Genomic DNA, 14,170 nt, shown 5'->3' on the forward strand with positions numbered 1-14,170 from the left:
TAATATTTCACTTCATAGAGAGAATTCCCGAAAAAATGTCTATTTTTGCAGAATAATTTATTAGACTGGTGTAAAAGTGGCAAGAAATAGAAAAGAGCTTCCTCTACTGGAGAAAGTGACAATAACGGATGTGGCTGCCGAAGGAAAAGCCATCGCAAAGGTTAATGATTTGGTTATTTTCGTACCTTATGTCGTTCCCGGAGATGTAGTAGACCTGCAAATTAAGAGAAAAAAGCATCATTATGCTGAAGCTGTAGCAGTGAAGTTCCACGAATATTCTCGTGAAAGAGCTGTCCCATTTTGCCAACATTATGGCGTATGTGGCGGTTGCAAATGGCAAGTTCTTCCCTATTCCGAGCAAATCAAGTACAAGCAAAAACAAGTAACGGACAACCTTACCCGCATCGGAAAAATCGAACTTCCGGAAATTTCTCCAATCCTCGGTTCAGAGAAAACACAATTCTACAGAAATAAACTGGAGTACACTTTTTCTAACAAACGTTGGTTGACGGAAGAAGAAATAAAACAGAATGTGGTATACGAACAGATGAATGCCGTAGGTTTCCATATCCCCAACGCTTTCGATAAAGTACTGGCTATAGAGAAGTGCTGGTTGCAAGATGACATATCCAACCGTATCCGCAATGCCGTACGTGATTATGCTTACGAACACAATTATTCCTTCATCAACCTCCGCACACAGGAAGGCATGTTGCGCAACATGATCATCCGCACATCTACCACCGGAGAATTAATGGTTATCCTCATAGCTAAAATAGAAGAAGAGGGAGAAGAATTGAGATTATTCAAGCAACTCCTGCAATATGTATCAGATACATTCCCTGAAATTACCTCTCTCCTATACATTATTAATAATAAGCGTAATGATACCATTACCGACCTGGATGTGTACACTTTCAAGGGGAAAGATCACATCTTCGAAGAGATGGAAGGATTACGCTTCAAAATAGGTCCTAAATCATTCTATCAGACAAACTCCGAACAAGCATACAATCTTTATAAGATAGCACGCAACTTCGCCGGACTGACCGGTAAGGAGTTGGTTTACGACCTTTATACAGGTACAGGAACCATTGCCAACTTTGTTTCCAAACAAGCCCGCCAGGTTATTGGTATCGAATATGTACCCGAAGCTATCGAAGATGCAAAGGTAAATGCAGAAATCAACGGGATTAAGAATACATTATTCTTTGCCGGTGATATGAAAGACATGCTGACTCAGGATTTTATCAACCAATATGGTCGCCCGGATGTTATCATTACCGATCCTCCGCGTGCAGGAATGCATCAGGATGTGGTAGATGTTATCCTGTTTGCCGAACCGAAACGTATCGTATATGTAAGTTGCAATCCTGCCACACAGGCACGCGACCTGCAACTGCTCGACGTAAAATATAAAGTAAAAGCCATACAACCGGTAGATATGTTCCCCCACACCCACCACGTAGAAAACGTAGTGCTTCTGGAATTAAGAAATGAAGACTGAGAATTTTATCATTAATCACTAACCATTAATCACTATCAACGTGGCAAGAGGAAAAATAGTGGCGAGAGCCCGCACCCAATATACGGACTACACAGTAAACGAACCGATGGAACTTATGGAGTTTCTGGCAACCAAGATGCCGGATGCCAGCCGTACCAAACTAAAATCATTGCTCAACAAGCGAGTGGTATTCGTAGACAGTGTGATAACCACTCAATATAATTTCCCGTTAAAACCGGGTATGAAAGTACAAATCAGTCGTGATAAAGGCAAGAAAGAATTCCATAACAACCTGCTGAAGATTGTATATGAGGATGCATATATCATAGTGGTGGAAAAGATGCAAGGCCTGCTGTCAGTCAGCAGTGAACGCCAGAAGGAACGTACAGCATATCATATTCTAAATGAATATGTTCAACGCTCTAATGGACGTGGTAGCAGCGTGTACATCGTTCATCGCCTCGATCGTGACACTTCCGGACTGATGATGTTTGCAAAGGATGAAAAAACGCAGCGCACATTGCGCGACAACTGGCATGAGATTGTAACCGACCGTCGCTATGTAGCCGTAGTCACAGGAGAAATGGAAAAGAATGCAGGTTGTGTCATATCCTGGCTTACTGATCGTACGCTTTATGTTTATTCCAGTCCAACAGATGACGGAGGGCAGAAAGCAATCACACACTATCGCACAATTAAGCGTGCCAACGGTTATTCTCTTGTAGAGTTGGATCTTGAGACCGGTCGTAAGAACCAAATTCGTGTGCACATGCAGGACTTAGGGCATCCTATTATTGGTGATGGCCGCTACGGAATAGAAGACGTAAACCCCATTGGACGCTTGGCCCTTCATGCTTTCAAGCTTTGTTTCTACCATCCGGTTACAGGAGAGTTGATGAAGTTTGAAACGCCTTATCCGAATGAATTCAAGAAGTTATTTCTGAAGAAATAATATAAAAAAACGCAGATTGAAAAGTTTTACTCTCATCAATCTGCGTTTTTTATGTAATAAAATATAATTTATCGAACACGACGCATATAAAAGCTTTGCCCATTCATATCGTCCTTGTATTCCCTCCAACTATTATACCAAGTGCCGCTAAAAGTATTGGCATCAGCCTGAGCTCCCCAAATATAAGCCATACTACCGTCATCCAAAAATTCCAATTCCATCAAATTATACACTCCTTCAACCCAGTACCATCTAAAAATAAGATAGTTCGGGTCACCTTTTGAGCCAATAGTACCTTGATATCGCTCATTAAATGTCATGACTGTTCCTCTCCCCCAAGTGTACGCTCCAAAATCAATCTCTTCAGAAGTATACCACTCACCTGGTAAATTGTATTCAGTCTCTTCCTGATCATCACAAGCTGTAAGCCCAATGAAAAGGACTGAAAGAAAAAATAGCTTATAAATTAAGCGTTTCATAAGGCATTATTATTAAAAATTAGTACCTACCATCATCACAATCATTCCATTCAATTTGCCGGATAAATAGTTCTCACGTACCCATACATTATCAAAGTACTTTATTTCACCGGCACCATAGTTCAAAATCAAACCCTCCATTGTCTTATCTATCCATTTCCACGTAAAAGTACGTGAAGTTGTTTCATAAGGGCGACTTTCTCCACTACGATAATATTCCCAAATCTCTTGACCAGAATAATCAGCCTTAGCAAATTTTAATTGATGACTACATAACACTTCAACACCGTCTTTGTTCTCTGTTGTGTATTCTTCCACCCATTTTTTTGCGCATAGTTTTTCATCACTGTTTCTCAAATAATCGTCAGTGTAATACTCATCACCACATGATGACACCCCCATGACAATCATCAGTAAAAAAAGTATTTTTCCAACATTCAAAGTTTTCATAATTCGTTTCGTTTAGTTAATACTTGCGGACAAAAATACGAAAAGATATTGAAATGTTTTAATATTTCGCCTGATATTTCTTGTAGAAGGTCAGAAACAGGATAAAACCTACCATAGCGAAAGGCACTCCAGCCAGTGCCGGATAACGGTATCCACCACTAATGGCTAATCCTCCCACATAGGCTCCAATAGCATTTCCGAGATTGAATGCTACCTGTACACAGGCTGCTCCCAACATCTCTCCCCCTTTTGCCACACGGATTATCAGCACCTGTTCCGGACTGGAAACCGCAAACAGACCGGCCGTACAAAGACACATCAGCAATGCAGATAACCACGGGTAAGGAGACAAGAAGAATATCAACAGCAATACAATACAGATCATAGCCTGCACAGTAGTCCCCACTTTCCCGGGAGTATAACGGTCGGAAAGCCGTCCGCTAACCAGATTACCTACCACCATACCAAAGCCCGCCAATACCATCAGCGCGGTAATGCTTTCCGCAGTAAATCCGGATACCTCCGTCAACAACGGATTGATATAACTATACCAGCAGAAAACACCTCCGTTTCCTAAAGCCGTTGCACCCAAGATCAGCCAGGGAGCCGGTGTTTTCAGAAATTGGAATTGCCCCTTGAATCCTGTATCTTTCAATCCTTCCACATGAGGCACCCAACGCCAGATATAATAAAGTATAATCACACCCCAACAACCTACCAATAAGAAAGTGACACGCCAGGAAATGGAATTACTCAAAGAAGTACCCAGTGGAACTCCGAACAGATTGGCTATGGTCATCCCAGCTATCATTATTGATACAGCCTCGGAACCTTTTCCTTTATCAGCCAACTTTTCCGCCACAATAGAGGCTACTCCGAAATATGCACCATGAGGAAGTCCGGAGATAAAGCGTGCCAGCAATAATACCCAGTAGTTAGGTGCCAGTGCCGCACAGGTATTTCCTATCATCATCAAGGTAACCAATACCAGTAAAATATGTTTTAATGGATGCTTACGGGCTAAGATCAATACAGGTGCACCTACACAAACTCCCAAAGCGTATGCGGAAATAAAATGCCCCGCAACAGGGATACTGATACCTAAATCTTTAGCCACATCGGGCAAGATACCCATCATGACAAATTCGGCAATCCCTAATCCCAAGGTGCCGAATGCTAATGCGATAAGACTCTTCTTCATTCCTATTTTTACCTACAAAAAACTAATCTTTTACCGGGGCGCAAAGGTAGTGTTTTTTTTATTTCAATGATAAACTATTTGAGTCTCCGTTTTGTTTTTATAGATAAACAGAATATAAAGATGAAAACAATTATTATAAGTATTTTTATGGCAATGATGGCAATAGCTGCTCAGGCACAGCAAAAGAGTTTCTACGACTTTACAGTCAAGACCATTGACGGAGAAGATATATCACTTTCCACCTTTAAAGGTAAAAAAGTGCTGGTAGTTAATGTCGCTTCCAAATGTGGATTTACTCCGCAATACGCTAAGCTCGAAGAGTTATATGAGAAGTATGGAAAGGATAATTTTGTAATAATCGGCTTTCCTGCTAATAATTTCCTGAGTCAGGAGCCGGGCAGTAATGAGGAAATCAAAGAATTTTGTACATTGAATTATGGAGTAACCTTTCCTATGATGGCTAAAATCTCTGTAAAGGGAAAAGACATTGCTCCTTTGTATAAATGGTTAACCCAGAAGAGCGAGAATGGTGTGCAAGACGCAAAAGTCGGTTGGAATTTCCATAAATTCCTGATTGATGAAAACGGAAAATGGGTAGCTTCTTATGGTTCAAGTACCAATCCGTTATCGGAGGAAATAGTGAAATGGATTGAAAAGTAGCTTTCCAGTCTACTAAAAAATAGCCGGGAGTGCAAATCAAATGCACTTCCGGCTTATTTTAAACAGTTCTTATCCTTGCGTCATTGCCTGTACTCCGATTACACCTGCAATGGCAGTGGCTACGGCAATAATCACTTTTAATATCACATTCCAACTCGTTTTCTTCATAGAAATCTTCTTTAGCTTTAATTATTAGTTTTCGTTAACCGAGAGGATTTTCATCCAGTCCTCCGCCGCCCGGGTTGTCTCCCGAACCACTATCCGAACCACCTCCCGTAGGAACATTCGATAACCCTTTCAGATAATCGTCCAGACTGACCAGATCCAACTTTTCACCGGCGCGGGTAGCAGCCTTGGTTATCTTCAACTCCTTATTGGCTTGGAAGCAGATACGGACACTATCCACGCTCTTAGCTGTAATATCCTCCGCCTTATCCGATCCTTTCGACTTGGCAGCCAGCATAAATACGCCCAATCCGGCAATATTCACCGTCTTACCTTCCAACAACTGTTCTTTCAACTTCTCTACAAAGTTCTGTACTACACTTCTGATATCACCGATAGACAGCGATGAACGATCCTGCATCTTTTGGGCAATAAATGCCAGATTCACACTTTGTCCTAAAGTTACTAATTGCGGGAAATACTTTTTGGGAGAATTCTCAACCCGAGGGTCAGACGGTCTCTCCACCGTTCTAAAAATTACACTCATTCTACTTTTTTCATTTAGAGATTTAAATTCCGTTTTAATTCACTTCGCTGATCAACGATAATGCAAAGGTGAGGATTAAATCTCTAATAAAAGAAGGAAAAGGAGCAGTGAGAGCAGTTTTTCTGAGAAAAGTTATAAGTAACAATGAATCAGATCATAAATCAAACACCGAGAGCCAGAGAAACTACAGTTACCCCGTAATCGTATTCAGATGAGGTCCAATATATCCAATATACACTTTCTTCACACAGTCATCTGCATAAAAATGAAATCTCAAATCACCTGTTTTTATATGTAATTCAAAGTATTCAGTATTTCCATCTGGTAATTTACATATTCTCTCATTACCAAACTTGCTCATTGTTTTATCCGATTCTGGAGAAATTCTCAATGAATAATTAGCGTTAATGGTCTTATAACTAAACGAACCTTCTTTCCATAGAGAGACAGCTTTATTAAACACCACAAGCCTGTCTATGATTTGATTAAAATAAGAAGAATCTCCAATTAGTAATAATTGTTTTTCTACATCTTCACAAAATATTAAATTTGGAAATAATTTCTCTTTCTTACTCCACATATTTCGATAGGTGACATTCCACAAATCATTCTTTTTTATGAGTTGAAAAGTGTTATTATCTATTATTTGTTTTTCTCCTCTTATACAATCAATCAAAGAAAAATCAATTCCAAGAAAGGCATTTAGCTCATTCGGGAAAAAGTTATCCAAACTTTCTTCATCGCCCAAATAGACTCCATTTTTTGAAGTTATTTGCATTAAAAATTGAGAAATAACTTGTTCTTCTTGTCCATAAGTCGAAAATAAAATTTCAATAACTCTCAGATTCCATACATCATCATGCTTCCAAAAATTATCATCATTTTCTTTTTCTATAGCATTCAACTCTAGCATTCCCTCTTTAAAAGCAACAAAGTCAGCCAAATCAATTGCTTCATTCAATAAATAGAAATTATTCATCGCTTTCGTAGTCTAAAAAGTTCAGCAAAATCTATTTGAGTTTGATCAAAAAAGCCTCGAGGCCAGTAAGACAGTTCCCCTTTCTCATTAACAGATATAGTTTCAAGAATGGGTTGATCTGAGTTTTCATTATGAGTAAAGTAATTAACAGAAACACTTGATGGTTTTATTTCACATTTTGCACAAGCAATCTGAATCCCATTTAATACATGATCACTATGTGTTTCTACAATGACACTCACACCAGACTCTGCAACCATTGACAAAAAGCGACCAATCTTTGATTGTGCAGAAGGGTGAAGATGCGCTTCTGGATTTTCAACAATTATCATACTTCCCTTTTGTGCTATTAATCCTGTAACAATAATTGGCAACACATAACTTATTCCGAATCCAATATTAGGAGGTAAAACTGTTCCTCCTGAAGAGAAAAAATTATCCATTGTTATTTGCGCTGACATTGTTGACCTATCATATTTTGAAGAAACTGAGACCCCAGGCATTAATTCATTAAGCCAAGCATTTACTTGTTGTTCCAGTCTTGGACTTAGCACCTTAGGATGTCTTCGCAAATCTTCAACTTTAAACGAATAACTAAAATCAGTATCGCCCAGTAACTGTGCAACATACTCTCCTTGAAAACCAGTATTGGGAAAATCAAAATACCTGATTTCTTGCTTAATACGAGGTCCTAATCTTTCTGCATTTAAATAATGAAATTCATGTTGAAAAAGAATCAACGGACGCTTACGATTTGAAACAACAAATGGACGCAAATATAAAGAATCACCTGACGCATCATATTTTACTTCAAAAGATGATGTCATATCAGAAAACTCCAATTCAACTATAGAATTATTTGAACTATGGGATATTACATGTTCACAATTACCAAGATTTAAACAATATTTACCATTTAATTCTATAAAAGTAAGACCTTTTTCTTCAGTCTTCTCATATTCATGTTTCTGTATATTCAGTTTTGAACAACGTTCAATAGTACTACGTAACAACAACAGTGCTTGAATAGATGAACTTTTACCATTTCCATTAGCGCCCGCCAAAACAGTTAATCCATTTATGGGCAATCTAATATCTCGAAAACATTTAAAATTCTTTACTTCCAAATACTTCATAAACAATCATTTTAAAAAATCTTCAATTATCATGCTAGCTTTCATAAAAGCATACCTAACATTAGCTTTACCATTTGTGCCTGAAGACAAATAATATAAAAACTGTTGGTCTTCGGTTATTTCTTTAGCCAATGGCATTAATAGAGCTTGAACAGAATTACGCTCTTCAATTAATACAGGATCGTATTTTGACAATAATACCGACCAGCTAACAAATAATGCTTTATTAATTAATTGTTTATATGCTCCTGGTTCAATATCTTTCAGTTGAATTTTGCGAAATGCATAACGAGAGCCAAATAGATAATAGGCATTTTTCATTGATTTAGAAAATAAGTCCACATAATGACTAAGATCCTTCTCTTCTTTTTTCACTAATCGTTCTGTTATATCATCCATTAATTGTTCAATATAGCCAGTATAATTATCCAATGTCTCATCTTCATTAATAAGCTCATGAAACAATATAAACCGTAATGCAACTTCTTGATCGTCCATTCTTGTAGACTTAATACTGTGGTCTGTTGCTCTCTTAAATTCTGGTAAATTAACCATCTTTTTAAGTGTTTCTCGCAACCCCTTTCCTGCTAAGCAATTCCTTATTTCTTGATTATTAAGAGGTTTTCCACCTGTATTAATTCGTCTAAAAATATCATACTTTACTTTTGTGGGAGACGAAGGATCTATTACATTGCTAGATAATTGAGTTAAATTAAACCATCTAAAATATTTTGCATCTAACCCCTTTTTACCATCTTCTTCTTTATAATAGCGTCCTTCACAGTTTTTATTCAAATATTCCAATCCCCAAAGAGGAAATTTATTATCCATAAATTCATTGATGGTTGTAAGACGTTGCAACCCATCAATTACAACCAATCTCCCTTCATCATCCTCAGAGAAATAAAACATTGGCAACGGTATTCTCAGAAGTATAGATTCTATAAGCCTAGATTTTTGTCCGCTATTCCACACAAAATTACGCTGAAAATCAGGACTTAAATCAACATCACCACCATCAATCATATCTTTAATGAGCTTTATACTAAATTGTTTCGAAGACACTTTTATTTTGTCAGGATCATAAGGATCTATTAGTGGTTCAATGGTCGTTTCTGTATTTTCAGTCCCCGACTGCTCTGATTCTATAACTTTTAACAATAGCTGATCTAGTTTAGCATCCAAATTTTCGATAGATTCAGTTATTTCCTCAGATTTCTCTAATATTACAAAATTACTTCCACTATGCCGTAATTTCATCCACGGTTTATTTTCCTGATCAATCAACACATAAATTGAATTATTGTCAGAGTCTATTTCCTTTAAAGGAGTTAAATGAATAAAATTACTATCTCCTACTTGTAATTCTACAACCATATTGTTATCATTTTTACTTAATATTATTATTATAAAACAACAAGATCAACTATTTATCTATTTCCCTATTCTAGAGAAAATGATTTAATAAAAATCACATCGCCGTTTTTTACATTTCTAAATATCTGTATAATTCTGGAGCTTCTAAAATATTCCACCCAATACAAGTTACTCCTCGATTGACAAATTCTTGTGATACATCTACATTGTCAAAATTAGTACCAATTTCAAATATAGCCATAACCATTAATTAAAAATACAATATTTTGCCTAATCACTCTTTTTTCTTTCGAAATAATCAATGCAAATTACAAATATTACGTGAATAGCTATTTTTTACAATTGTATCAATTGAGAACAAAGTTATAGTTTTTTTCTATTCAATAGGTATATTCTTTAAATTATTAGAGTTCACAATGAAATATTTTTCTGAGCATTGCTTGCAAGTAACTGCATTGCTACCAATATTAACTATAATCTTCCAGCTTAAAAATAGAAAATAACCAAGCTATCCCGCCCCCTGCAAATAATAAGAAGGCAGTGGATCTGTCCACAAACAAAAAAGGCCACCATCCGAATGATTTCCGGATAGCGGCTCACTTGCTTTATTAGTCCAACAAACTTTAATATTACTTATGGCATTCTGTTGGTAACAGCACTGGAATATCTGAATACTGATAATCTTTAATATTCCGTGTTATTACACCTTCAACTGAAGCATCTTGTAACGCAGCATAATGCCGTATAGCATCTTCATAATCAGAAAATTCAGAATACAATGCTTTTCTTATATCTTTCTTCCATCTCCTTTTTATAGTCAAAATCCTTAGGCAACTTTACAACTCCACGTAGTTTAGTAGAAACCGGAGTTGTTTTTCTCTTTGATTGAATCTGCACCAATTTGCGCAACTGTCCCTCTAATATTTCAGATACAGTTCTTCCTCTGCTTTTAGCGTATTGGTTAAGGCTTTCCAATAAGTTATTGTCTAACTCTATTGTTAAATTCGTTGTCATATCTCGTTCTCCTTTCTACTACAAAGATGCCACTATTTATTCAATCCGCAAGATTCCACAACTACTTTTAGCAACAGCCTTTTATCTGTTCTACAATATAAGCCACATCTTCATCCGTCACCCAAGGACCGGCAGGAATACATAAACCCATATTAAACAAACGTTCAGAAACACCATTCACATAACAAGGATTAGCTGCATAGACAGGCTGCAAATGCATAGGTTTCCACAAGGGACGGGTCTCAATTCCCTGTTCATCCAGGTTACGGCGGACCTCATCATAGTTAGTACCGGTCTTCACAGGATCTATCAGAATAGTAGACAGCCAATAATTAGCGTTGAAACGACCATCAGGATTAGATTTCAAAGTAATACCGTCCACACCTTCAAAAGCCTTCTCGTAAAGAGCATGCACATGACGGTGATGCGCAATATGCTCATCCAATACAGTCATCTGACCACGACCGATGCCGGCACAAATATTACTCATACGATAATTGTAACCGATCTTTTCATGCTGGTAATGAGGGAAAGGTTCACGAGCCTGCGTAGCATAAAACATAGTCTGCTTCTTGGTGCTTTCATCAGGAACAATCAAAGCGCCGCCACCCGAAGTCGTGATCATCTTATTACCATTGAAAGACAACACACCAAAGGTACCGAACGTACCGCACTTCTGTCCCTTAAACTCAGAACCCAAAGCTTCCGCAGCATCCTCCAGCACTGAAATATCATATTTAGCGGCTATCGCGCAAATCTCATCAATCCTGGCAGGCATACCGTAAAGATGAACAGGAAGAATAGCTTTCGGCTTCTTACCTGTCTTTGCGATTCTGTCTTTGATGGCTTCCTCCAGCAAAGCAGGGTCCATATTCCAGGTATCCTCCTCACTGTCGATAAATACAGGAGTCGCCCCCTGATAAGCAACAGGGTTGGCTGACGCACAGAAAGTGAATGACTGGCAGATCACCTCATCGCCGACTCCAACTCCTAATTGAATTAATCCCAGATGGATAGCTGCCGTACCCGCAGATAAAGCAACAACTTCCTTATCCTGTCCTACAAAATGTTTCAGTTCTTCTTCGAAAGCATTCACGTTGGGGCCCAAAGGAACAACCCAGTTAGTATCGAAAGCTTCCTTTATAAAAGCCTGCTCCTTGCCGCTCATGTGAGCAAGGCAAAGATAAATTCTCTTGTCCATTAAATTATATGATTAAAAGAAAATGATAATATGAAAAGTAAGCGTATAAGAAAAAAAAGGCTATTTACGCCACAGATAATAAGGCACAAATAACCATTTTATGATATTACAAACCTTTTCCAAATATTGTATAAATAATGATTTTAATGTCATCTCCCAAAGACCAATGATCCAGATATTCTATATTTATTTTTACTTTATCCGGAAAAAGTATTTTGTCATTATACCATTGGGGATCTTCCTGCTCTGCCAACAGTTCTTCTTCATTCCTATATTTCAGACTTGCTGGTCCGGTAATTCCCGGTTTCAGCAGCAGCATTCTTCTATCGTCACCCTCCAGTTTGTCCGCATATCCCGGAACATCCGGACGGGGACCGACAAAACTCATGTCACCTATCAGCACATTCCATAATTCGGGCAATTCATCTAATTTATATTTCCGCAATTTCGCCCCCAAAGGAGTGATACGGCTCTCTCCTTTCACTGAAACAGAACTACCGGAATGACTAACGGTCATAGAACGGAATTTGTACATGGTAAACAACTTACCATGTTGTCCAACCCTTTTCTGCTTGAAGATAACAGGACCACCTGGCATCTTGATACAAATCAAGAGGGCTACAACCAATAAAACAGGAAACAAAAAGATAAGACCGAAGAAGGAACCTCCACGATCGAAAAGAGATTTTAATAACATAATAAAAAATTCATCAATACTTATTTCTTCGCATTGCTTCCATATTCAAAATAGCTTTTACAGATTGAACAGAAATCAGCTTACGAAAGGGGAATAATATGTTTATAGCAATTTTCATCCACCATTGGTAAACTATCTGCAATTGACAACAAGCTTTTCTAAAATGGAATTTATCTATCAAAAAAGACTGAATATTTGAGTGTTCTGTAATACTGCGAGCGCCATCACTTACATACTTAAATCCCAATTCTTGTAAATAATAACGATTCATTTCATAGATAAGCCCATAATAAGGATAAGTGGAATTTCTCAAATAAGCTGGATCGGCCTTCATTGTATTATACTCACAACAATCCTTATGAAGCGTATTAATGGCTAACGCTACCGCTTTATGAGTTTCCTTTGTATATACACACCAAAAATCAACATTGCCCACTTTTTCACTTTGCTGTATTCTAGTTTCAAAAGCTTCCACAGTTATCCGAGCAGCTTTCACCTTATAGTTTTCTACCGCTACTTGAAAAATAGGGAAACCTACCCGAAGCATCTCACTTGCCGATACACGACACACATCGTATGTCTTCAACGATTTCTTCACTTGATTTCTCATTTTTGAAGACAGCTCTTCCATTCCTCCAAAAGAATCTTTTATGACAAACCAAAATGAAGTTTCATGCTCGCAATCCCAGCCATAAACATTTCTTAACAAATACCCCCCCCACTTAACAATTTATCACATTCGTCTGTTTTCAAATAACGACTACTATGTGGAGGACATTTACTCAACCAACACCCCTTATATAAAGTAAAACTATTTTCCATACTTCAATACACTAATTATACCATTTAAAGATCCCCACCCATACGATAAATGCAAAACAACAAAAGCCATCATCAAATAACTGAAACACAGTTTTTTTTTCAAAGACAATGATAAACTGATTACAGAAATCGAAATGAGGTACAATAATAAGGAGATTAACGAAATAATTACAGCCGAAAAATAGAAAAGCATCATAACCAATGGAATAATCAAAGACAACAAAAACAATAACGGTACAAAATGTCTTATTGAAAGGGATTTCATTTGTTTTGTATAGTACACTGTCAATATATTCCATTTTCCATTTCCAAAATTGTTCTTCGCCAGCCCCTTGAATGTCTCACGAGCTAAATAAACACAATACGTATCAGGCACAATATAAATATGTCCTCCTCCACGTACTATACGTTTGTTCAGTTCTATATCCTGATTTCTTATCAAACGTTCATCATAAAAACCATATTTATCAAAAATCTCCCTTTTCCAACAGCCAAAAGGAACTGTGTCTACTTCCATCACCTTGTCAACCCCTAAACGGAATGTGGAATTTCCTACGCCAAATCTATTACTTAACACCTCTTTTATGGCTAAAGTTTTAGCCGTCTTATTAAGCACATCCGTCCGACAAGCAGCCCCTACATTATCGGCATCCAAAGATTTCAACGCTTTCACTAATGCCGAAAAATAGTTTGTTGGATATTGTGCATGAGCATCTAAACGCATGATAACATCTCCCTTTGATGCTTTTATCCCAATATTCATAGCTATCGGCACTATACGTTTTTCATTATCAAGCAAACGGATAAAAGGATATTGCTTAGAATAGCTACCCACTATATCACGAGTACCATCCTGGCTCATGCCATCCACAAATAGCACTTCCAAGTGTTCTTTAGGATAATCTTGAAGCAAAATAGATTGAATGCACACATCAATATATTTTGTTTCATTATAAATAGGGCAAATAATAGAAAGCATAACT

Annotated in this window: 17 protein-coding genes; 3 read left to right on the forward strand and 14 right to left on the reverse strand. The window is 37.5% G+C overall.

The genetic code is table 11. The features are described from left to right. The first annotated feature begins 76 nt into the window (after positions 1-76). Positions 77-1,507: a 23S rRNA (uracil(1939)-C(5))-methyltransferase RlmD gene (rlmD, locus tag K6V21_RS20895; protein ID WP_217716570.1), complete on the forward strand. Its 1,431-nt coding sequence runs from the start codon at positions 77-79 to the stop codon at positions 1,505-1,507. 40 nt (positions 1,508-1,547) lie between these two features. Then, positions 1,548-2,459, forward strand: coding sequence for an RluA family pseudouridine synthase (locus K6V21_RS20900; protein ID WP_224319747.1), 912 nt, complete (start codon positions 1,548-1,550; stop codon positions 2,457-2,459). A 68-nt stretch (positions 2,460-2,527) separates the two neighbouring features. Here K6V21_RS20900 and K6V21_RS20905 read toward each other — a convergent pair whose 3' ends face one another. The 3 genes from K6V21_RS20905 to araJ are packed head-to-tail and all read right to left on the reverse strand — an operon-like array spanning position 2,528 to position 4,589. Further along, entirely contained in the window at positions 2,528-2,938 is a 411-nt protein-coding gene (locus K6V21_RS20905) for a hypothetical protein (protein ID WP_224319748.1), read from the reverse strand. A 12-nt stretch (positions 2,939-2,950) separates the two neighbouring features. Further along, positions 2,951-3,388 (reverse strand): hypothetical protein, encoded by a 438-nt coding sequence (locus K6V21_RS20910; protein WP_195538253.1) that lies wholly within the window; start codon positions 3,386-3,388, stop codon positions 2,951-2,953. Between the two features lie 58 nt (positions 3,389-3,446). After that, a complete protein-coding gene (gene araJ / locus K6V21_RS20915; RefSeq protein WP_217716564.1) occupies positions 3,447-4,589 on the reverse strand; it encodes an MFS transporter AraJ in 1,143 nt (380 codons plus the stop codon). A gap of 120 nt (positions 4,590-4,709) precedes the next feature. Between araJ and K6V21_RS20920 the strand changes: the two genes are divergently transcribed. Beyond that, positions 4,710-5,249 carry a glutathione peroxidase gene (locus tag K6V21_RS20920; protein WP_007218048.1) on the forward strand — a complete coding sequence of 180 codons (540 nt, stop codon included), beginning with the start codon at positions 4,710-4,712 and terminating at the stop codon, positions 5,247-5,249. Positions 5,250-5,318: 69 nt separating this feature from the next. Here the strand turns inward: K6V21_RS20920 and K6V21_RS20925 are convergent, their stop codons facing one another. From K6V21_RS20925 to K6V21_RS20970, 11 genes are all read right to left on the reverse strand, one after another. Continuing rightward, positions 5,319-5,417, reverse strand: a complete 99-nt coding sequence (locus tag K6V21_RS20925) for a smalltalk protein (RefSeq protein ID WP_167332543.1) — start codon at positions 5,415-5,417, stop codon at positions 5,319-5,321. 34 nt (positions 5,418-5,451) lie between these two features. Beyond that, the gene (locus tag K6V21_RS20930; RefSeq protein WP_217716561.1) at positions 5,452-5,961 is read right to left on the reverse strand and encodes an HU family DNA-binding protein; all 510 of its coding nucleotides are present in this window, start codon (positions 5,959-5,961) and stop codon (positions 5,452-5,454) included. A gap of 190 nt (positions 5,962-6,151) precedes the next feature. Further along, complete coding sequence (locus tag K6V21_RS20935) at positions 6,152-6,940, reverse strand: hypothetical protein (RefSeq protein WP_224319749.1); 789 nt, start codon at positions 6,938-6,940, stop codon at positions 6,152-6,154. Then, complete coding sequence (locus K6V21_RS20940) at positions 6,937-8,076, reverse strand: DUF3696 domain-containing protein (protein ID WP_224319750.1); 1,140 nt, start codon at positions 8,074-8,076, stop codon at positions 6,937-6,939. Before K6V21_RS20940 ends, K6V21_RS20935 begins: the two co-directional genes overlap by 4 nt. 6 nt (positions 8,077-8,082) lie before the next feature. Next, positions 8,083-9,453 carry a DUF262 domain-containing protein gene (locus tag K6V21_RS20945; protein ID WP_224319751.1) on the reverse strand — a complete coding sequence of 457 codons (1,371 nt, stop codon included), beginning with the start codon at positions 9,451-9,453 and terminating at the stop codon, positions 8,083-8,085. 109 nt (positions 9,454-9,562) lie between these two features. After that, on the reverse strand, positions 9,563-9,694 hold the full coding sequence (locus tag K6V21_RS26700) for a hypothetical protein (RefSeq protein ID WP_258771004.1): 132 nt from the start codon (positions 9,692-9,694) through the stop codon (positions 9,563-9,565). A 527-nt stretch (positions 9,695-10,221) separates the two neighbouring features. Continuing rightward, positions 10,222-10,467 (reverse strand): DUF6364 family protein, encoded by a 246-nt coding sequence (locus K6V21_RS20950; protein ID WP_224319752.1) that lies wholly within the window; start codon positions 10,465-10,467, stop codon positions 10,222-10,224. Between the two features lie 67 nt (positions 10,468-10,534). After that, complete coding sequence (locus K6V21_RS20955; RefSeq protein WP_224319753.1) at positions 10,535-11,668, reverse strand: DegT/DnrJ/EryC1/StrS family aminotransferase; 1,134 nt, start codon at positions 11,666-11,668, stop codon at positions 10,535-10,537. 106 nt (positions 11,669-11,774) lie between these two features. Continuing rightward, a complete protein-coding gene (locus K6V21_RS20960; protein WP_224319754.1) occupies positions 11,775-12,365 on the reverse strand; it encodes a sugar transferase in 591 nt (196 codons plus the stop codon). A 13-nt stretch (positions 12,366-12,378) separates the two neighbouring features. Beyond that, a complete protein-coding gene (locus K6V21_RS20965; protein ID WP_224319755.1) occupies positions 12,379-13,074 on the reverse strand; it encodes a hypothetical protein in 696 nt (231 codons plus the stop codon). A gap of 102 nt (positions 13,075-13,176) precedes the next feature. Beyond that, the gene (locus K6V21_RS20970; protein WP_224319756.1) at positions 13,177-14,166 is read right to left on the reverse strand and encodes a glycosyltransferase family 2 protein; all 990 of its coding nucleotides are present in this window, start codon (positions 14,164-14,166) and stop codon (positions 13,177-13,179) included. Positions 14,167-14,170 lie beyond the last annotated feature (4 nt).

The sequence above is a fragment of the Bacteroides cellulosilyticus genome, assembly GCF_020091405.1.
In the GTDB taxonomy this organism is placed as follows: domain Bacteria; phylum Bacteroidota; class Bacteroidia; order Bacteroidales; family Bacteroidaceae; genus Bacteroides.